This is a genomic window from Mucilaginibacter roseus, assembly GCF_021215455.1.
In the GTDB taxonomy this organism is placed as follows: domain Bacteria; phylum Bacteroidota; class Bacteroidia; order Sphingobacteriales; family Sphingobacteriaceae; genus Mucilaginibacter; species Mucilaginibacter roseus.
In genome coordinates this window covers 394,833-415,551 of sequence record NZ_JAJPWV010000002.1, presented here as the reverse complement: position 1 = coordinate 415,551, position 20,719 = coordinate 394,833, and the positions used below count along the sequence as shown (strand labels likewise).

20 protein-coding genes are annotated in these 20,719 nt (G+C 44.2%); 10 read left to right on the top strand and 10 right to left on the bottom strand.

Features of this window, described 5'->3' with window-relative positions; all coding sequences use genetic code 11:
• Positions 1 to 66: 66 nt before the first annotated feature.
• Positions 67 to 807: a 5'/3'-nucleotidase SurE gene (gene surE, locus LT679_RS06660; RefSeq protein ID WP_232176678.1), complete on the top strand. Its 741-nt coding sequence runs from the start codon at positions 67 to 69 to the stop codon at positions 805 to 807.
• 47 nt (positions 808 to 854) lie between these two features.
• Here surE and LT679_RS06655 read toward each other — a convergent pair whose 3' ends face one another.
• On the bottom strand, positions 855 to 1,346 hold the full coding sequence (locus LT679_RS06655; RefSeq protein WP_232176677.1) for a hypothetical protein: 492 nt from the start codon (positions 1,344 to 1,346) through the stop codon (positions 855 to 857).
• A 311-nt stretch (positions 1,347 to 1,657) separates the two neighbouring features.
• Between LT679_RS06655 and LT679_RS06650 the strand changes: the two genes are divergently transcribed.
• Entirely contained in the window at positions 1,658 to 2,518 is an 861-nt protein-coding gene (locus LT679_RS06650) for an N-acetylglucosamine kinase (RefSeq protein ID WP_232176676.1), read from the top strand.
• A 64-nt stretch (positions 2,519 to 2,582) separates the two neighbouring features.
• Here the strand turns inward: LT679_RS06650 and LT679_RS06645 are convergent, their stop codons facing one another.
• Positions 2,583 to 3,308 carry an NUDIX hydrolase gene (locus LT679_RS06645; protein ID WP_232176675.1) on the bottom strand — a complete coding sequence of 242 codons (726 nt, stop codon included), beginning with the start codon at positions 3,306 to 3,308 and terminating at the stop codon, positions 2,583 to 2,585.
• A gap of 124 nt (positions 3,309 to 3,432) precedes the next feature.
• On the opposite strand from LT679_RS06645, the gene pfkA reads away from it, so the two are divergent.
• The 4 genes from pfkA (at position 3,433) to LT679_RS06625 (ending at position 7,011) form a co-directional block, all read left to right on the top strand.
• Positions 3,433 to 4,419 carry a 6-phosphofructokinase gene (gene pfkA / locus LT679_RS06640; RefSeq protein ID WP_232176674.1) on the top strand — a complete coding sequence of 329 codons (987 nt, stop codon included), beginning with the start codon at positions 3,433 to 3,435 and terminating at the stop codon, positions 4,417 to 4,419.
• A 3-nt stretch (positions 4,420 to 4,422) separates the two neighbouring features.
• Positions 4,423 to 5,271 (top strand): hypothetical protein, encoded by an 849-nt coding sequence (locus LT679_RS06635; RefSeq protein ID WP_232176673.1) that lies wholly within the window; start codon positions 4,423 to 4,425, stop codon positions 5,269 to 5,271.
• A gap of 5 nt (positions 5,272 to 5,276) precedes the next feature.
• Complete coding sequence (gene gap / locus LT679_RS06630) at positions 5,277 to 6,272, top strand: type I glyceraldehyde-3-phosphate dehydrogenase (protein WP_232176672.1); 996 nt, start codon at positions 5,277 to 5,279, stop codon at positions 6,270 to 6,272.
• Positions 6,273 to 6,405: 133 nt separating this feature from the next.
• Positions 6,406 to 7,011, top strand: coding sequence for a DUF4377 domain-containing protein (locus LT679_RS06625; RefSeq protein ID WP_232176671.1), 606 nt, complete (start codon positions 6,406 to 6,408; stop codon positions 7,009 to 7,011).
• A gap of 13 nt (positions 7,012 to 7,024) precedes the next feature.
• Here LT679_RS06625 and LT679_RS06620 read toward each other — a convergent pair whose 3' ends face one another.
• On the bottom strand, positions 7,025 to 7,789 hold the full coding sequence (locus tag LT679_RS06620) for an MBL fold metallo-hydrolase (RefSeq protein WP_232176670.1): 765 nt from the start codon (positions 7,787 to 7,789) through the stop codon (positions 7,025 to 7,027).
• The gene (locus LT679_RS06615) at positions 7,786 to 8,058 is read right to left on the bottom strand and encodes a hypothetical protein (protein WP_232176669.1); all 273 of its coding nucleotides are present in this window, start codon (positions 8,056 to 8,058) and stop codon (positions 7,786 to 7,788) included. The genes LT679_RS06620 and LT679_RS06615 overlap by 4 nt, the downstream gene beginning before the upstream one ends.
• Positions 8,059 to 8,133: 75 nt before the next feature.
• Here LT679_RS06615 and LT679_RS06610 point away from each other — a divergent pair, with 75 nt between their 5' ends.
• Entirely contained in the window at positions 8,134 to 8,730 is a 597-nt protein-coding gene (locus LT679_RS06610) for an AAA family ATPase (protein WP_232176668.1), read from the top strand.
• A gap of 2 nt (positions 8,731 to 8,732) precedes the next feature.
• Here the strand turns inward: LT679_RS06610 and LT679_RS06605 are convergent, their stop codons facing one another.
• The 6 genes from LT679_RS06605 to LT679_RS06580 all read right to left on the bottom strand — a co-directional run bounded on the left by LT679_RS06605 (position 8,733) and on the right by LT679_RS06580 (position 15,130).
• On the bottom strand, positions 8,733 to 9,323 hold the full coding sequence (locus LT679_RS06605; protein WP_232176667.1) for a hypothetical protein: 591 nt from the start codon (positions 9,321 to 9,323) through the stop codon (positions 8,733 to 8,735).
• 114 nt (positions 9,324 to 9,437) lie between these two features.
• Positions 9,438 to 10,322 (bottom strand): hypothetical protein, encoded by an 885-nt coding sequence (locus LT679_RS06600; protein ID WP_232176666.1) that lies wholly within the window; start codon positions 10,320 to 10,322, stop codon positions 9,438 to 9,440.
• Between the two features lie 10 nt (positions 10,323 to 10,332).
• Positions 10,333 to 11,214 (bottom strand): hypothetical protein, encoded by an 882-nt coding sequence (locus LT679_RS06595; protein WP_232176665.1) that lies wholly within the window; start codon positions 11,212 to 11,214, stop codon positions 10,333 to 10,335.
• Between the two features lie 160 nt (positions 11,215 to 11,374).
• Positions 11,375 to 12,052, bottom strand: a complete 678-nt coding sequence (locus LT679_RS06590; RefSeq protein WP_232176664.1) for a LolA family protein — start codon at positions 12,050 to 12,052, stop codon at positions 11,375 to 11,377.
• An 80-nt stretch (positions 12,053 to 12,132) separates the two neighbouring features.
• A complete protein-coding gene (locus LT679_RS06585; RefSeq protein WP_232176663.1) occupies positions 12,133 to 14,571 on the bottom strand; it encodes a penicillin acylase family protein in 2,439 nt (812 codons plus the stop codon).
• The gene (locus LT679_RS06580; protein WP_232176662.1) at positions 14,558 to 15,130 is read right to left on the bottom strand and encodes a thermonuclease family protein; all 573 of its coding nucleotides are present in this window, start codon (positions 15,128 to 15,130) and stop codon (positions 14,558 to 14,560) included. Before LT679_RS06580 ends, LT679_RS06585 begins: the two co-directional genes overlap by 14 nt.
• A 137-nt stretch (positions 15,131 to 15,267) precedes the next feature.
• On the opposite strand from LT679_RS06580, the gene LT679_RS06575 reads away from it, so the two are divergent.
• The 3 genes from LT679_RS06575 to LT679_RS06565 all read left to right on the top strand — a co-directional run bounded on the left by LT679_RS06575 (position 15,268) and on the right by LT679_RS06565 (position 20,686).
• Positions 15,268 to 16,977 carry an alpha-amylase family protein gene (locus LT679_RS06575; RefSeq protein ID WP_232176661.1) on the top strand — a complete coding sequence of 570 codons (1,710 nt, stop codon included), beginning with the start codon at positions 15,268 to 15,270 and terminating at the stop codon, positions 16,975 to 16,977.
• A gap of 172 nt (positions 16,978 to 17,149) precedes the next feature.
• A complete protein-coding gene (locus LT679_RS06570) occupies positions 17,150 to 19,606 on the top strand; it encodes a glycoside hydrolase family 31 protein (protein WP_232176660.1) in 2,457 nt (818 codons plus the stop codon).
• 177 nt (positions 19,607 to 19,783) lie between these two features.
• On the top strand, positions 19,784 to 20,686 hold the full coding sequence (locus LT679_RS06565) for an OmpA/MotB family protein (protein ID WP_232176659.1): 903 nt from the start codon (positions 19,784 to 19,786) through the stop codon (positions 20,684 to 20,686).
• Positions 20,687 to 20,719 lie beyond the last annotated feature (33 nt).

Sequence of the window (20,719 nt, the reverse complement as noted above, 5' to 3'; positions counted from 1 at the left end):
AGTAACAATCAATTAAAACATACCTTTTGTTTTGTGGTTGAAATAATAAACTAACTGTTAAATGTTATGCGAATATTAATCACCAATGATGATGGAATATATAGCCCGGGCATAGCGGCTCTGGCACAAATAGCAAGTAAGTTTGGCGAGGTAAGGGTAGTAGCTCCGGATGTGGAGCAGTCATCAATGGGCCATGCAGTTACGCACTCACGGCCGTTGAGCTATAAGAAATCGCCGATAGAATTTCCGGGTATTGAAGCTTACCGGGTTAACGGTACCCCGGCAGATTGTGTGGCTTTAGGCACACACCTTTGGTCAAAAACAGATGTGGTACTGTCAGGTATTAATATGGGGCCAAATTTGGGTAACTCCATGTGGCACTCCGGCACGCTGGCAGCAGCAAAACAGGCGGTATTATTCGGTATAAAAGGCATTGCGCTAAGCACGCCGGTTGGCAAAACTGAACCCGATTTTAAAGCGCTTGAACCTTTTGTCGAAAAGGTTTTGGGCTCGTTACTGCAAGACGATAAGCTTGCTTTATACAACGTGAATTTCCCGGAGCATCCAACTGATATAACCTGGACAAGGCAATCAGTTCGTTTGTATGATGGTACTGTTATACCCGGTACCGATCCATTAGGCCGCAAGCATTATTGGTTTACCGTAACACCGCTTGAACCTGCCGATGAGGGTACAGACCGTTGGGCGGTTGATAACGGGCTGGTATCCATCACCCCATTACGGCTCGATTTGACGAATGAAGATGAACTTAAGCAAATGATAAAAACACAGCCCGTAGGCTTGTAAACAATAAAGGGAAGCATTTCGCTTCCCTTTATTGTTCTGTTTAAATATTACAAGGCCTGTTCCAGCCGGCCATCTTTATAGGCGGACATCAGCCGGTTCATATCATCGCGAAGCAACACGTAATTGTCGTCATTATCAGCATAGTCCAGCAATATTTTCAGCGCTCCGATCGATATCTTTCGGTCATCCTCGATATCCGGGTTTTGAAGCTGATATTTGGTAAGCGCGGCCATGTACAGGTCGGTTAAATCCTTATCATCCTCAAAATTGGCCATAATGTCTTCATCCAATATAAACTCAAAGCTGGGCGTTTCTTCCATCCACTTGTTCAAAAAGCTCATGGCGCGCAAACGGGTGGGGTCGTCCTTAATAGCAGGTACTTTAAACAGGTAATCGGCTACAGGCAGGGCTATCGAATCGGCGTCGATGGCACCTTCTTCGGTTTCCAGGTCGTACCTGTCTAACGCCGGTAGTTTTTGTGCGTATGTAGTAAAGGCTACTGCGCTGGTAAACAGTAGCATAAACAGTAACTTTTTCATTTTATAAAGGTTTTATTTATTAAACAATCAGGCTTTCAATAGGTTTAAAAATAGCAAATTTTAAGCTTTTTATCAAGTGGTTATAAAGCCCTGCAAGCCAAGCTGCTTGTTGTGTTGCGAGTTGGTTATATAAACGTTATATTTGAAGTTTTAAGTATAATATTATTTGTTTAAAACGTTTTACTTATAGCGCTTTTTCAAGCTGTTTTCTAATTTTAAATCAAAAAAAGCTTTTTTTGGTGGTCAAAGTGTTCGTTTTACAATAAGTTAATTATACATTTACCGCAATTTCTAATCAATAAAAAACACTTATGATCATTATTGCCGATGGCGGCTCAACTAAAACTAACTGGTGCCTGGTAAATGAGGAAGGCAAAAAAGTATATTTTAATACCGAAGGTTATAACCCTTACTTCGTAAGCAAGGAATACGTGATCAACTCGCTGCGCGAAAACCTGCCTACCGACCTGGAGATCGACAAAATCACCGAGGTTAACTACTATGGTGCAGGCTGTTCAACAGAGGAGAAGCGTAACCAGATAAAAGAGTCGATGCAGGTTGTATTTACATCAGCCAAAGTAAACATCGGTCATGATTTGCTGGCTGCTGCACGTGCGTTGCTTGGCCATACCGAAGGTTTTGCCGCTATTTTAGGCACAGGTATGAATACCTGTACTTACGACGGTAAGAACATTATCCAGAATATCGACTCAGGCGCGTATATTTTAGGCGACGAAGGCAGTGGTTGCCACATCGGCAAAAAGCTGCTGGTTGATTACCTACGTGGTTATATGCCTGAGGCTGTGCGTAAGCTTTTTTGGGAAACCTTTAAACTTACACCTGATGACGTGAATGAGCAGGTGTACACCAAACCGCTGGCTAACCGTTTTTGCGCGAGCTTCAGCAAGTTTGTGTACGATAATAACGTGCATATCGAGTACTCTCGTAACCTGGTACGTTCGTCATTTGTTGATTTCTTTAAGAACGTAGTAACGCAATATCCCGACTATCAAAAATATACCTTCAATTGTATTGGTTCGGTAGGTTATAACTTCCGTAACGTGTTAGAAGAGGTAGTAGCCGAAAATGGCATGACGGTAGGTAAGATCATCCGCTCACCTATAGATGACCTGGTAAAATATCACCTTGAACTGGCTCCAAGCCAATTATAACAGGTGCTTAAGCATAAAAAATCCCGCTTCAATTATGGAGCGGGATTTTTTTTGTAACGAATATTTATTTTTCTTCTGATGCGGCGGCGGCAGGTAGCGCATCCATATTCAAATCGTTCTGGAATATTTTATTGTATTTGCGGCGATCAAATTTATACAGCTTGGCCGCGCGGTACGATACACCTTTTTGTTTTTCGCTCAGCTCCTTTAAAAAGCCATAACTAAGCATTTTTTTGCGGAAGTTACGCTTATCCAGTTTTTTGTTCAGGATGATCTCGTACAATGATTGCAGTTGGGTTAAAGTAAACTTTTCAGGCAGCAGGTCAAATGCGATTGGCTGATAGTTTAACCGTTTCCTGATCTTGCTGAATGCACTACGGAAAATTTCGGTGTGGTCAAAAGCCAGTTTTGGCATTTCGTTAACCGGTATCCAGAATGCTTTACGGGCATATTGGGTAACAGGGGTAAGGTCCTTTTGGCCACTTATACGTATCAGGGCAAAGTAGGCTACAGTAATTACACGGCCCTGTGGGTGGCGGTTAACCTCGCCAAAGGTATGCAGCTGTTTAATAGGCATGTTGCGCAGGCCGGTAAGCTCATACAAAATACGTTTGGCGCCATCGTCAATGCTCTCGTTCTGCTCAACAAAGTTACCGGGCAGGGCGTACCAGTCTTTAAAAGGCTCCTCATTCCGCTCAATAAGCAATATCTTCAACTCGCCGGCCTCGAAACCAAAAATCACACAGTCGATAGAGAATACGGAGTCGAATTTAGGTAGTACTGTTTCCAAAATATAAGTTTATAACAATAGGATAAAGATATGCGTTAATAATAAACAAAAAAATAAAAATAAATTTAATGGTGTAAAGTGCACACACTATCTTCGTACCGTAATATCGAACCAAATAAACGCAATGCAAAAACTTTCAAAGATAGCAGTTCTGACATCCGGCGGCGACGCCCCGGGCATGAACCCTTGTATAAGGGCCGTTGTCAGAACCGCGTTATATAATGGATTACAGGTAGTTGGCGTAAGGCAGGGTTACCAGGGCCTTATTGACAATAACATGTACGACATGAACAACCGCTCGGTTAGTAACATACTTAACCTGGGTGGTACCATCTTAAAAACCGCGCGTTGCCTGCCATTCCGTACCGATGAAGGTATGGAGCTGGCCTATAAGAATTTAAAAGCCCGCGGTATTGACGGGTTGGTGGTTATCGGTGGCGATGGTACCTTTACCGGAGCGCTGCGTTTCTCGAGAAAATACCCTGATATTGCGGTAATTGGCGTGCCTGGTACAATTGATAACGACCTTTATGGCTCAACCTATACTTTAGGTTTTGATACCGCTACCAACACGGTTATTGAGGCTATTGACAAAATTCGTGATACTGCCGATGCGCACGACCGTTTGTTCTTTATCGAAGTGATGGGCCGCGATTCGGGCGCTATAGCGCTGCGTGCAGGTATATCATGCGGTGCCGAGGCTATCTTACTGCCTGAAAAGGAGACTGCTATCGAAGAGCTGATCGTTAGCCTTAAAGCGGGCCATTACAATAAAAAATCATCCAGTATTGTAATTGTTGCCGAGGGCGATAAGCACGGTGGCGTATATGATATTGCCAAGGCGGTTGAGAAGGAAGTTAAAAATTACGATATCAAAGTAACTATACTGGGCCACTTACAGCGTGGTGGCAGCCCAAGCAGTTTCGACCGTATTTTGGGTAGCCGTTTAGGTTTTGCCGCGGTAAACGCCATGGTGGCCGGCCAAACGCAAAAAATGGTAGGCCTGCAGGCTAACCACATCGTATTAACATCACTTGAGGAAGCGCTTAATCAGCACGAATTTAAACTGGAAGAGGATTTGATGCAGATGATGGAGATACTCTCAATATAATTAATGATAGCAGTTGTTTATAGCGGATCGCATTATGCACACTGGCGCCTTGCCGATAAGGGGCGTACTGTGGCATCGTTTAAAACGATCGGTATAAACCCCTATCTTAATGATGAGAAGCACATCATCCACATATTTAATAAAAATATAAACCTCATTCATCACGCTGAGGAGATCCGGAAGATTTATTTTTTCGGGCCCGGGCTATCATCGCCCGAGATGAAAGAAATAATTCGCAATGCTTTCACTGCTTTTTTTAAATTTGCCAAAATAACAGTAGGGCATGACATTGATGCAGTTGCGCTGGCGGGCTGTAAAAATGAGCCGGGCATAGTTTGCGTTTGCGGCAGCGGTACCAACGCGGCCTGGTTTGACGGGCGCAAGATCAAGAACAACAATTTTGGCCTCGGTTATGCGCTTGCCGACGAAGGATCAGCCAATTGGCTGGGCAGGCAGCTGCTAAAAGCATTTATAAGCAAGGCACTGCCGGATAACCTTTGCGCCAGGTTTAGTAAAAAGTATAATTACGACCGTAATGCCATTTTGGACAAAGTGTACCGCCAAAAGCAAACGGCACTGTTTTTGAGCTCATTTAATGACTTCTTTATTGATAATAAGGAAGATCAGTACATCAACAAACTGCTTACTACAGGTTTTGAAAAATTAGTGAATACTTACCTGATACCGCTACACACGCAATACCCCGATGCCCCGGTGCATTTTTCGGGCTCGGTAGCTATGCACTTTCAGGATATTTTGCAACCTATAACTGCCAATGCCGGTATTAGCGTAAGCAGCATTGTCAGGTCACCTATAAATAATTTATTAACGTATTACGCAAACAAAAATTAAACAATATGAAAATAGGAATTAATGGTTTCGGCCGTATTGGTCGCCTTGCTTTCAGAGCTGCTGTTGAACGCCCGGACATCGAAGTTGTAGGTATCAATGACCTTGTTGAGCCTGATTACATGGCTTACATGCTTAAATACGATTCAACTCACGGTAAATTCAATGGTACTATAGCTGTTGAAGGTGGTAACCTGGTTGTTAACGGCAAAACCATCCGTGTAACTGCTGAGAAAGATCCGGCTAACCTTAAATGGGGTGATGTTGGTGCAGAAGTTATCATCGAGTCAACCGGTTTATTCTTAACCCAGGAGACAGCTCAAAAACACATTGACGCAGGTGCTAAAAAAGTAGTAATGAGCGCGCCGGCTAAAGATGATACCCCTACATTTGTAATGGGTGTAAACCACAAACAACTGAAAGCTGATCAGCACATTGTATCAAACGCATCATGTACTACCAACTGTTTAGCGCCTATTGCTAAAGTACTGAATGATAAATTTGGTATTGAAGAAGGTTTGATGAGTACTATCCACGCGGTAACTGCTACTCAAAAAACTGTTGATGGTCCGTCTGCTAAAGACTGGAGAGGTGGCCGTGGTGCTTACCAAAACATCATTCCTTCATCAACAGGCGCTGCTAAAGCAGTAGGTTTAGTATTACCTGAGTTGAAAGGTAAGCTGACCGGTATGTCATTCCGTGTTCCGGTTGCCGACGTATCAGTAGTTGACTTAACAGTTCGCCTGAAAACAGCTACTTCATACGAAGCTATCAAAGCTGCTATGAAAGAAGCCTCAGAGGGTGAATTAAAAGGCATCCTTGGTTATACTGAAGATGAAGTAGTATCAGAAGATTTTAAAGGTGATGCACGTACTTCAATATTTGATGCTAAAGCCGGTATCGCCCTGAGCGACAACTTTGTTAAAGTAGTTTCTTGGTACGATAACGAGTGGGGTTACTCAAACAAATTGATTGACCTTGTACAAGAGTTAGGCAAATTATAATTGCCGTACCCTTTTATAATACAAAGCCGGCCAAAAGCCGGCTTTGTTGTTTTTAACGCTTTTTATACGGATGGTTGTAGCGCTTATTGTTATTAAGCCGTATTGTAATATATAACCAATACCATTATCCTCTATGAAAAAGCTTTTACTAATCTTTATTGCGGCAACCCTGTTTTCATGCAAAAAAGAGGCTACCTATGGCCCGCTAAAGCTGAAGAACGGCCAAGAAGTTGACTTGCTGGTTGACCATCGTTACGGTGCCGATCAGGATGTTTTATTGCTGGCCAGCAACAGTAAATCTGCTGAGGCATCGTTGTCTGGATTTGATGCTCGCGAACCCGGATACAATTACAAGGTAAAAGCGAGGTTCCATTACGAGGAAAATCCACCGGCTGATGGCCCGGCTTACTGGTATGATTTTGTTAAGATAGAAAGCAAGGAGCAATACAATGGTGATGAAGCTTTCACCATACCGATGATTGTATCTTATGTTCCTGGCGGGCCGGTTATCAGGCTAAATAAAACAGGTAGTAACTATTACTTTGTGCGGGATAAGTTACAGTTTACTTATGCCGATAATAACATTGAAGCTGAACTCGAGAAGATATGGACAAACGTTGAGGAAGTGCGAAATAACGGGCAATTACCTAAATGGAAATCAATAAAGGCAACTGTTGTGCATGATCCTGCAAACTTTGGTAAAGCTTACTTAGTAAAGCAGGTAGAATTTACGCCTTAAAAAAATAAGGCGGTTACAAGTGTAGCTGCAGGGAATCATAAGCCAGCTCAATACCGTCCGGCAATTCCTGCGATATAATGTGATGTTTGCCCAAGCGGTGGCTGATGTGGGTGAAATAGGTTTTCTCCGCGCCAATGGTTTGGGCAAAAGCGATAGCCTCATCAAAAGTAAAGTGCGATATATGGGTTTGCTTTTGAAGCGCGTTTATTACCAGTGTTTTGGTGCCTTTTATTTTTTCCACTTCTTGGGGGGCGATGGTTTTAGCGTCGGTGATATAAGTGAAATCGCCGATGCGGAAACCCAGTACGGGTAATTTATAATGCAATACTTCGATTGGGGTTATTGCAAGGCTGCCAATATGAAATTGCTCGTCTTTATTAATTGTATGCAGATTTATTTGCGGTATGCCGGGATAGCCTGCATTATCAAATATATAAATGAATTCACGCTTTAACGCCTGCTGCACCCTTTCGATGGCGTATACGTCAGTAGGGGTTTGCTGCAGATAATTGAATGCTCGTACGTCATCCATACCAGCCACGTGATCCTTATGTTCGTGCGTAAAAATAATAGCATCCAGGTGTTGTACATCGGCACGCAGCATCTGGTAACGAAAGTCGGGCCCCGAATCAATTACAATAGTTTTGCCCTCGGTTTCAATCAATATAGAGCTGCGCAGGCGCTTATCATGCGGATCATGCGATTTACATACCTCGCACTGGCAGGCAATAACAGGTACACCCTGCGAAGTTCCGGTTCCTAAAAAAGTAATGGTCACAGTTGCAGGTTGGTTTGTTTAAGCTGGTGTAAAAAAGCAATTTGCTTATCGTCCAGTTGTTTATGGTCAATCTCTAATTCGCGCAGCAGTTCAACCAACGATTGTATGCGGCTCTCCAGGTTCGAGAACTTGTTTACTACAATCATTTTGCTGTTTTGCAGCAAGCAGGCCCCGGTTTTAAAGTTGCCTTTTTCATAACGCACCCTGTAACCGCCGCTTTTGAGCAGCAGCTCCAGTTTTTCGAGCGTATGGGTGGTTAGCGTTAGCATGGCAAATGACGTATTCTGTCAAAAATAATAAAGAAAGGTTAAGCACCATATGTTTGCGAAAAAGTTTTCGTTTGCATGATAAAACTGCAATTTTGCATCGGTAAACATAAAAGCAATATGCGCATCAATATAATGGGAGCTTCGGGCGCCGGTGTAACTACGCTTGGCCGGGCACTGGCCAATGCAACCGGTTATGCTTATATAGATAGCGATGATTATTATTGGGATAATGCAGGCCATGCATCGCCTTTTACTATAAGGCGCCAGGCGGCCAATCGTAACCAAATGCTATTACATGATTTGCGCAGCCATGGCAATTGGATACTGGGCGGCCCTGTGATGAACTGGGGCGTTTTGGAGCATGTTAATTTTGATATGGTGGTGTTTTTACAGTTACCACCGCAATTACGCATGGCACGCCTTAAAAAACGTGAGCATGAGCGGTATGGAGATATTATTTTTAGCGATGCCACCCGCAACCGCCAGTTTGTTGATTTTATGAACTGGGCTGCCGGGTACGATGATAATACCGCACCCAGCAGCCGTACCCTGCAAAATCAGCTAAGCTGGCTTCAATCGCTTAATTGCCCTGTGCTGCGCATTACCGGTGATACTACGGTTGATGATCGGCTTAACCGCGTGTTAAAAGCAATTCAACAGGCAGACATTTAATATTAAACGTCTTCGCTATCCCGCTCGGCTTCTTTTTCCAGTTGGTCTTTACGTTCGTCCTTTAAGTCTTTTATAGTGTCCTTATAATCTTCTTCCAGGTCTTTAAGTTCTTCCTTCATGTCCTTACGCGCATCACGGCGGTCTTCGGCATCCTCAAAGTCTTCGCTATTAAAGTCGTCTATGATCTGTTTACGTTCCTGCAGGTAATTTTGCTCCTCGGTATACAACTCCATTTCAAATTCGAATTTTGATTGCAGGCGTTCAAATTTGCGTTCGTTAAGCCTGGTTGTGGCATCATCCGGATTTTCCAAAACCTGAATCATCATAGCCGACATCTGGCCGTAATAGTCTTTTGTTAATTTGGCTATCTTTCCTCCGGACGACTTGCCATTTACATCCACGGTTTTTTGTTTAGCGAGCTCCTTGTTTGATTTACGCATCGCGCGGATCAAACTATCACGGCTTTGCTTGGGCAGCATTTTCAGGACTGACAAGTCATGGAAATTATAATTAGCTGATGGAGTATTGCTTTGTGCGAAGGCTGCATTTGTGATTAAGCAAATTAATACAGCAAAAAGGAAAAGGTTTTTCATGATACAAGATTGGTTGGTTTATAAGGTTTTGATAAAGCTAAACATAAAAGGTTTAACAAGCACAAAAAAAGCGGCGCTTTTTGAGCACCGCTTTTTTTTATAGATTCAATTTTGTTAAAAACCGTATTTGGTACTGTCTATATTGAGTTCAGTATTATTAAAAGAGATTTTAAACCCTGCGTTGCCGGTGCCCGTAGTGTCATTGTTGAAAAGTTTGCCACGAAGTATAGTCTTTTTGTTACGATAGAACATCACATTGCCAATAGTTTTTAAAGCGATAACAGATGTTCCGTTGCTGTTCCGGTATGCTCCAACGGTCACCGTCATTGGAGTAACCGTATTCAATATCGATGGAATAGTGCCAATATCGATCGTATCCCGCTGTGATGTTTCTTTTAAATATGATCTGGCTATGAAGGTTGTGCTCAAAGGTTGATAATTAAATATCGAAAAGGTACTATAGTCATTTACCGATATTCTGTATGACCGGGGATAGTCACCGGCAGGTACAGTATCTTCAACAATTACCTGTAGCCCCGCATTCATCCTTTCAAGCGTTACCGATTGAGAAAAGGGGCTGTTGGAAACTGTAAAAGAGATTTTTTTATAAAAAGTAATACCCGCATTTGCTACATCACCATTAATAAAAAAATCGCCACCTATTATAACCGCAATGTAATTACCTTGCGGTAAACTATCCCTTATAGAGCCAAACTCTACTTCAGTATTTTTGTAATTTTTGGTTTTAATTTTTTTGCCATTTGTGTTATACAGAACGTAGCTTAGCGAAGCAATCTTTCTGATATTTGACGTATCAGCCAATGTTTTTTTACCGGCTTTAGTGCCTATTGGTTCAGTTACCTGGTCAAACCCGTTAACGCCAAAGGTTACAGCGTATTTTTTGCCATCAGTATCAGTGCCTGATGTGGTAGCCCTGTCTTTTTTACACGCAAAAAAGGCTAAGCTTATAATAGTTAAAAGTATTAAATTCTTTTTCATCTGCTTATTGTTAAAATTCACCGTTTACAGGTTCATCCCAGGTATCATCAAGGTCAACAGTAAAGCCGGCATTGCCCGGGGTAAATAACTTGCCCGATACAGTTGTGCGGTAGTTGGTTTTACGTATTACATTCGGAACCGTTTTTATGCCATAAGGAACATTGGGATCATTTTTAAAGTACCTAATGGTTACGGTTGATGCCGCGTTATAACAAGTGTTTACAGCGATTTTGTAATTGGTTTTACCAACTTCGGCCGAGGTTACGTATACCGTTACCGTTCTGGTATTTGCATTTGTAAAGCCGTTGCCACTTGCCGTTACATTAAGCGCAAAATTATCGGTGTATGAAAATTCTATCTTTTTTACATCTGCCGGTATAGCATCTTCAATATTTAAAACCAGTTGGTTATTAACACGGTCAAGCTGAACAGATGTATTAACAGGTGCTGACGATACGGTAAAAGATACACGTTTAGTAAATATTTCGCCCCATGGGCCAAGGTATGTAAAAGTCTTTTTGTCCCCGCTGTTTTGAAGATACTTTGAACTGCCAACAAACGCTGCAATGTAATTTCCGGGTGTAAGTTGTTCTGAGAATGTTCCAAATCCAGCGTCTCCTCTAAGCAGGTTTTTATAGGCGATAAAGCCTGTACCGCCTTCTTTAAAAAGCTGGTAAACTAATCTTTCTGTTGATGATGAGTCAGCATTGAGTTTAAGCCCTTTCTTTTGTTTGGCAGATTCCAGCGGACCATAGTCTTGCGAGAAATCAGAAACATTGAATGTTACAGCATACTTTTTCTCATCAGTTGGAGGGGGCGTATCCTTACTGCCCTTTTTACAGGCAAAAAGGAGTAAAGCCAGTACACTACAAAGTAGTAATGGTTTTTTCATGGTAAATTAGATATTATTATTTCACAATTCAGCAATAGTTAACAATAGCATGTTACACATTATGAAATAGGGGGATTCATAAGATTTAAGTTCTGCAAATATAAAAAAACGCATTATAATTTATTGATTATAATGCGTTTAAAGTTTTTATAGTCTGCTTTTATCGCAGGTCAACCACCTCAACACCCGGGTGTTTCTTTGCGTCAAAGCTAAAGTAAGCATCGGCTACCGGTGCATTAGGGGTAGTGGTTTTTAGCGTATAGTTATAGCGTGAGCCGTTACGGTCAAACACCAGTACGTTATAGATCTGTTTTTTTACCTTATCAATCATCAGTCTGATTTTGAAAAACTGCGCTTTTTCGGCTTCCGGGGTCAGGTCAATTACCTGGTATGTTTTGCCGTTCTGCTTTTGAAGGCCATTGTAAATGTATTTATAACCTTTTTCGTAAATGGTAAATATCTGCGCAGGGTTAAAGGCATCATCGCCCTGGCCGGCATCGTTTACTTGTACCTCTTTTTCATCAACCATGTAAGTCCATTGGGTTTTGCCATCACTAATGATCTCCTGATCAATCACCTGCTTTTTACCTGTAGGCTGGTACAGGCTCACCCTGAATTTATTGCCCTGTATTTTTGATATCAGCGTACCGGTTTGAGTGTTTTGCATACCTGCCTGCTTGTTATCAACCGTTAGTGTAAAATCAGTTTTTATAGAGCTGTAGGAGCGGTATTTCTTGCTCAGTTCGTTTAAAATAGTTTTGGCATCGCCGTCCTTTTGGGCAAAGGCGCCATAAGCCTGTACGGTGATCAGTAACGCGAGTATGATATATTTTTTCATGTGTTTATTATAGCTATACCCCTAACGCAAATAGCACGCCGGGGTTTTAATTTAGAGTGATTATACGGCCGAGGGTTTAATTAATCAACGGTCAGCTTCAATTCAGCTTTTATGCGTTTTGATGGTTCGCGTGGTGCAGTCAGGAAAAGCAGTTCGTCCAGCTTACCCGCCTGCCAGGTGCTCAGCATATCGTCATAATAAAAACTACCCGGGTTGCCCGACTGCCCGCCCGGAATAATACCGTAGCCCTTTACCTGCGGCCCTAATTGCACCACCATGCGCCATGACGGGCCATGCCCGTCAACCAAAGCATTAACGGTTAGTCCTGTGCCCGGCGTGGCGAAGTTACCCGAGCCAAAACCATCCAGGCCTGCAAGGTGTGCCACTTCAAACGGTTTTACTTTGGCCCATAACCAGTTTTGGGCTGATTTGCCATGATCACGTACCAAATTATCAACCGTTTCAATAAACGCGCGGTTAACCACATCAGCAGCAGTTTCAATAGCCGGCGTGCGCTGGTTATCAAACCATTTTGATTTAGGTTGTTTGATGAGTAGTTGTTCGGTAACATCCCTGTCGGGCATGCGTAGCGGCATTTTGCTGCTGTTAAACTGATCGTTCCAGGTCATGGCGTAAAACTTTCGCCACCATCCATCAAAAATACTTGGCCCTACCGAGTTTACGGCATAATGTTTATCCCAGCTTTTTACAATTTGATAAGCCTGTAGCTGCGATTCATCGAGTTTGGTAGTATCCAGGTAGTTAAGCATGGTGCTTAAAACGTCCTGCGCTACAATGCTGTATTCATCTAACTGTAAAGCACGCAGGCTATCCACGGTGGCGCGCTGCATAGTCGCCAGGCGATCGTTAATGCGCTTGCCGCGCTCATAACCCGCAAACTGCCAGTTAATGTAATACGGATAAGTTTTATCGGTACTGAACTGGTTAGCCGAACTTACAAAACCTCTCGGCGGATTTTTTACCGTTGGATTGTGGGTGTAAGGTATAAAACCATTCCAATCATTCCCCGGGTCGCTGCCATCCATAATGTATTTGCCTTGCTCAAAATATTTACGCGGAATTTTACCATTAGGGGTGATGGCGATATCCTTATTTACATCCGCAAAAATAAAGTTCTGCGCCGGTGCCGAATAGTATTGCAAAGCCTTGCGGTAGTCGGCATAATTGGTAGCACGGTTAAGCAGGTAAAAGGTCTTGAACTCGTCTGACTCATCGTGCGCTATCCACCTTAACGCATTACCAACGGGAATATATGCTGGCGCATTTTTGCTTTTTTTAGCCGCTGTTTCGTAAACCACCGGACCATGGTGTGTGTACAAAACGGTATCGTAAACGTTAGGCTTACCTTTCACGGCAATTTCTTCAATACGGCGGGTTACCTTGTTCCAGTGGTTGTTATACCAGTAATCGTTCTTTGCGGCATCCTTGAATTTTATCTGATACCAGTCCAGCACGGCGGCATCAACGTTGGTTACGCCCCAGCTTACCTTGTTGTTAAAGCCGATAACCACGCAAGGCGCCCCAGGTAGAGATACACCATAAACATTTACTCCCGGCGCGCTCAATTGCACCTGATACCAGATGGACGGAAGGGTTAAATTCAAATGCGGATCATTAGCCAGAATGGGGTAGCCATTGGCTGATTTGCTGCCGCTGATGGCCCAGTTATTACTGCCAATGCCTTCTACCTTTTGCTGCGGTTTTGCGGCGGCGTTCATCTGCGCTATAAAGCTTTTTGAGGGTTGGGGGACAGTAAGCGGCTTAAAGTTCCATTTGGTGCCTGCCGGGATGATCGGTTCATCGCGCACTGGCCTGTCCGGAAACAGCTCCCGCATTACATCTGCCCCGAAAAGCTGCAGGGTATTGGTCATGGCAAACTGGTCAGACCCACCCGCCAGCGTTTGCGACATCAGCTTTAACAAAAAAGCGCAGTTAATAGGCTTCCATGGTTCAGGCTTGTAGCCCATCAGCTTAAACTCCAGCGGATAATCTTTTTCGTCCAGTCCGGCTATATAAGCGTTAATGCCATCAGTGTAAGCATTGATCACCTTGCTCATCACGCTATCCTTCATAATGCACTTCAGCGTATTTTCAGCGCCGTAGCCCATACCCATGCGGCGGGCTGTGCGGTCGCGCTCCAGTGCCTTATCGCCCACAATTTCAGACAATCGTCCGGCAGCGCTGCGGGTTTGAATATCCATTTGCCACAGCCTGTCGCGCGCGGTAATGTAGCCTTGTGCATAATACAGGTCGTGGTTGTTTTTGGCAAAGATGTGCGGTATGCGGCGTTCATCAAATTTGATGGTCACCTCGTCGGTAAGGCCGGGCAGTTGCAGCTCATCGTTCTCAATTTCGGTACGGCTCTCGGCATTTTGCCAAAAGCCGCTTACGGGGTTAAGCAAAGGTGCAATGGCAGGTATGCTGCCAAAATTGGTTTGCAGCGCCCAAAGCAGCGCAACGGTAACGGCGAGTGAAAGTAAAGCTTTAAAAAACTTCATCAGTTATGTTGTAAAGGCTAACTAAAGATACTGTTTCCTCTTGTTTGTGCCTCCGCTTTTTACGCGGTTTTTTATTCTTGTTTTTTGACTTGTTACGGCGGAAGTTCCAGGGCTCAACCGGGTTTGCATCCTGCCATAAGCCTAAACGGTTTTGGCGGGCATATTGTTCAAGCCGGGCCAGTTCCGGGTCTTTGGAGTAGGTTTTGTACTCCCAGGCATATCCATTTTTTACCAGTTCGTGGTTCAGGTTACGTCCATCGGCCAATATTACATAAGCCACGGTACGGCCATAACGGTCCTTATCGCTGCCATTAAGCGTAACATTTTGCCCAAAGCATAATTGCGCGGTGTATTGCCTTGCCGCCGTGCCGAAGGCCTGCGCTTTTTCAGGGCAATCGATGCCTGCTAAGCGCACGGTTATGTTCTGCAGATCGTGGCTTAACAGTTCAATAGTGTCACCATCTTTTATCTTTACCACCTTGTAAGTATCCTCGGGTAAAGGGTTACAACCGGCAATGGCTACCAGCAGAAATACAATGAGCAGGCGTATATTTTTCATAAGGTATTAAACGGGGGGCTAAGGTAGGAAATAGTGAGTGGTTAATAGTGAATGGAGAGGTTTATCTCAAGGTAGAGAACAGTACGAATCATTCAAAAAATATATCTTAGCAAAGGATAATTCTATATCTAAAAAACATGAGCGACCACAAACTCACCATATATCAACTACTGCCGAGGCTGTTCGGCAACACCAACGCTACCCGAAAATATTATGGTTCGATAGAAGAGAATGGCTGCGGAAAGCTGAACGATATTAATGAGAAGGCACTGAGCGAGATCAAAAAGATGGGCTTTACGCATGTTTGGTACACCGGTGTAATTGAACATGCCACCATGACGGATTACTCCGCCCATGGTATAGCGCCCGATGATCCGGATGTAGTGAAGGGTAGGGCAGGGTCGCCATACGCCATTAAGGATTATTATGACATTGACCCTGACCTGGCGGTTGACGTGCCTAATCGTGTGCAGGAGTTTAAGGCGCTGATAATCCGAAGTCACGCTGCCGGTTTAAAAGTGATTATGGATTTTGTGCCCAACCACGTAGCGCGTACTTACCATTCGGACATGAAACCGGCAGGCGTTCGCGATTTTGGTGAGGATGATGACAACACGGTAGCCTTTTCGGCCACTAACGATTTTTATTATATACCCGGCCAGCCGCTGGTAATACCGGCAGGTTATAACCCTGGTGGCGATGAGTTTGCAAGTGAGCTAAAGGACGGGCGGTTTGAAGAGAACCCCGCCAAGGCCACCGGCGACAACGTATTTAACGCATACCCGTCAATCAACAACTGGTTTGAAACCATTAAGCTGAATTATGGGGTTGATTATGTATCCGGATACCAAACCCATTTTAACCCGGTGCCGCCGCTGTGGCATAAAATGCTGCACATCCTGTCGTACTGGGCTGATAAGGGGATAGATAGTTTCCGTTGCGATATGGTGGAGTACGTTCCCTTTGAGTTTTGGGGCTGGCTGATAGCCGAAATGAAGCAGCGTTACCCGGAGGTGATCTTTATCGGCGAAGCCTACAATCCCAACGAATATTATAATTATCTGTATAATGGCAGGTTTGATTACCTGTATGATAAGGTGGGTTTATACGATGCTGTAAAACGCCTGACCCGCAACGAGTGGAACGCGAGCACTTGGGACATTAACGCCGTATGGAACCATCAAACCCGCGGGTTTGACGAGCGGATGCTGCGCTTTATGGAAAACCATGATGAAGAGCGTATAGCCTCGGCGCCATTTGCGGGCGATGCCTGGCTGGCCCTACCGGGCATGATCGTTAGTGCTACGCTTTCCACCGGCCCGGTGATGATCTACTTCGGGCAGGAGGTAGGCGAGCCTGCGCATGGCGCGTCAGGTTTTAGCGGCGACGATGGCCGCACCACTATATTTGATTACTGGGGCATGCCTGAGCATCAAAAATGGATGAACAACCACGCTTACAATGGCGCGCAATTACATGAAAGTCAGGTGCGGTTACGCGAATTTTATAGCAAATTGCTTAATGCCGTACGCAATAACGAAGCCTTACGAGAGGGAGAATTTTATGAGCTGATGATGGCCAATGAGCATCAGCCGGGCTTTAATAACCGGCTATATATTTACCTGCGCTATACCACCAACGCGCGGGTGCTGGTAGTAGTAAACTTTAACCGCCATGCAATAGATATAAACGTAAAATTGCCTGATGACCTGGCAGAAAAGCTTGGGATTACGGATAGGGTGAAATTCGTTGATCTGCTTTTAGAAAAAACGTTTGAAACGGATAATATCTATAACGGTATGCAACTAAAAATTGCGGCTACAAATGGATTTTTGCTGTCATTCTAAGACTTCGTTGCTTTTGCAATACATAAGGCTAACACCAGCTTAAACTCCTGTTAACGCAGCTCAAAAAAATCAAATTGCCTTGTTTAAAAAATGTCCGGGTAACGGTTGAAAACCTTATATTGCGTTTAAGTTACGCAATGCGCATTTTTGTAGCACTTACTGATTATTTTAAATGGAAGATAATATACTTAACCCAAAAGAGTTACTCAACGAGTTTGTTGAAGAGGAAGAAGGGTTTAGGCACCTGAATAACCCGGCCGATGGTATTAAGCCGATAACCAAAAAATACCTGGGTGTACCTACACACGGCGTTGGCTCGGGCAGCAAATATTACTTTACCGATGGTGATGCCAAGGTGGAGCTGATCGTAGTAAACGAGGAGATCATGCGTGTAAGGCTGGCTCCGCACGGCGTTTTCCTCGAGGATTTTTCATACGCGGTACCTAAGCTCAAACCTAAAAATATTCCGGTGCAGTTCACCGAGGATGATAAGGAGTTTAGGGTATCAACCGCTAAAGTAAACTGCCACATCCGTAAATCCGATTTCTTTATATCCTTCTCTGATCAAAATAACGTAATTACCAGCAGCGATGCCAAAGCCATGCACTGGGAGGAGAACACCCAGTTTGGTGGTTACTATGTGTTTTCAACTAAAGAATGCCATCCCGACGAAAACTTCTTCGGTCTTGGAGATAAGCCAACCGAACTTAATCTGCGTGGTAAGCGCCTGGTGAACTGGAATACCGATGCCTATTCGTTCGCCTGGAACCAAGATCCGCTTTACCGCAGCATTCCGTTTTACATCAGTGTAAATGAGGGTATTGCCCATGGTATCTTCTTTGACAATACTTTTAAAGCGCATTTCGACTTCGGCGGCGAAGACAGAACCAAAACCAGTTTCTGGGCTGATGGCGGCGAAATGCAATACTACTACATTCATGGTCCGCACATGATGGACGTGGTAAAAAGTTACCACCTGCTTACTGGTACGCACCCCATGCCGCCACTATGGGCGCTGGGCTACCACCAATGCCGCTGGAGCTATTATCCCGAAGCCAAATTCCGTGCGGTGGCCAAAGGTTTTCGTGAGAATAAGATACCGTGCGATGCCATTTACCTGGATATAGATTATATGGATGGTTACCGCTGCTTTACCTGGAACCGCCGTTATTTCCCTGACCCGAAGAAGATGATTGCCGACGCCGCCGAAATGGGCTTTAAAACGGTGGTTATTGTTGATCCGGGTATCCGTGTGGATGATAACTACCCGGTATTTAAAGAGGGTAAGGAGAAGAAATATTTTTGTCGCCGCAGCGATGATTATTATATGGAAGGCCACGTGTGGCCGGGCCGCTGCCAGTTTCCGGATTTTACCAACCCCGAAGTGCGCGAGTGGTGGGGCGGTTTGTTTGACGAACTGATCGACTATGGCGTTGCCGGTGTTTGGAATGATATGAACGAGCCTGCCGTATTTGGCTCAGGCACCTTCCCTGCCGATGTAAGGCACGATTATGATGGCTACCGCGGTTCGCACCGTAAGGCGCACAACGTGTACGGTATGCAAATGGTGCGCGCTACTTACGAGGGGATGCGCAAAATATTAAAGAACAAACGACCATTTACCATCACCCGCGCGGGCTATTCGGGCTTGCAACGCTACGCTTCGGTATGGACGGGTGATAACGTAGCCTCGTGGGAACATTTGCGTTTAGGTAACATACAGTGCCAGCGCCTGTCTATGTCGGGTATACCGTTTTGCGGTACTGATATTGGCGGCTTCAGTGGCGAACCCGATGGCGAGCTATTTACCCGCTGGATTCAATTAGGTTCATTCTCGCCGTTTATGCGCGCGCACTCCGCCGGTGACACCAAGGAGCGCGAGCCCTGGAGCTTCGGCGAGCCGTTTACGGCCATCAACCGTAACTTTATTGAACTGAGGTACCGCCTGTTGCCGTACATGTACTCGGCATTCTGGGAGCATCACCGTTATGGTTTCCCTATACTGCGCCCGGTAGTAATGCAGGAGCAGGATGTGTTGAAGAACCACTTCCGCCAGGATGAATTTACCTATGGCGACAAGATACTGGTTTGCCCGGTGTTGGAGCCCGGCCAAAAAAGCCGCAAGGTGTATCTGCCTAAAGGCAAATGGTACAACTTCTGGACAAATGAGGTTGAGACCGGCGGCGAAGAGGTAGAAGTGCCTACACCGCTCGAAACCATTCCGATATTTGTTAAGGCAGGTTCGGTGATACCTGAATACCCGGTAATGCAGTATGTAGGCGAAAAACCTGTTGAGGAAGTAAAACTGAATGTGTATTACAGCGATTACGAAGCCAACTCGTTCTTCTTTGAAGATCACGGCGAATCGTTCGCTTACGAGCAGGATATTTATTCCGAGAAAAAGTTTGTGGTGAATGGCGACGAAAGCTCGTTAACGCTTAACCAAAGCATGGAAGGGCTTTACACACCACGTTATGATGGCTATCATTTCAGGGTGATCGGCCTGCCGTTTGTACCAGCAACCATAACTATTGATGGCAAGGATATAACCGATTTTACAATAGGTGATGAAAAAGTGCTGGAGTTTAAATACACCAAAACGTTCAATATTTTACAGATAAGCAAATAATACCGATAAATAATTAAAAATGGCCGACAACGCCGGCCATTTTTAATTTAATACAACATGTTTTATCTGTCTCGTAAATATGTAATTCAAGTGTATAATTAGCCTTTTAAAACTTTATGGCATAATATTAGTTGAATAGTATTGTTAAATATTTTATCACAAAAAAATATATACGCCATGAAACTATCATTAACAACAATACCTGTGCTGCTGCTTGCCGCAGTAATTGGCCAGGGTTGTGTAAGCAGCAAAAAATACAAACAGCTGCAAACAGATTATAACCGCCTGGATAGTAATACCAAATCCATGCGGATGAAATACCTTACTACCGAGCGAAACCTCGCGGTGGCCACTAACAAGGTTGAAAATTTGACCGATCAGATAGCTACAGAACGGGCCAACAACAAGCAATTACAGGCCGCGCTTGATAAGTGTTTAACCTCAAGCGGGCAGGGTAACCTTAACATCTCCAAACTGGTTGACGAGATCAATGCCTCAAACCGTTACATACAGCAGTTGGTTAACGCCAAAAACAAAAGCGACTCGCTTAACATGGTGCTTACTAATAACCTGACCCGTTCATTAAACCAGCAGGAAATGCGCGACGTGGATGTGAAGGTGCTGAAAGGTGTGGTTTACATTTCATTGTCTGATAATATGCTGTACAAATCAGGCAGCTATGAAATATCTGATAAATCAAGTGAAACCCTGAGCAAGATTGCCAAGATCATTAAAGATTACAATAATTACGATGTGCTGATTGAAGGTAATACGGATAATGTGCCTATTGCACAAAAAAACATACGTAACAACTGGGATTTGAGTGCCTTGCGTGCATCCTCAGTAGTACAGGCATTGCAAAACAATTACGGAGTTGATCCTAAACGTTTAACCGCCGGTGGCCGTGGTCAGTATAACCCGATCGCTGATAACAGCACCGAGGCCGGTAAAACCAAAAACCGCCGTACGCAGATCATCATCACGCCAAAACTGGATCAGTTTATGGATTTGATAGGCAAAGCGCCTGATCAGCAAGGCCAGCAGGGTACTACGCAGCCAACAACTACCCCGCAGCAATAAAAATTAAAACGCTTATAAAAAAGGAGTTATCTG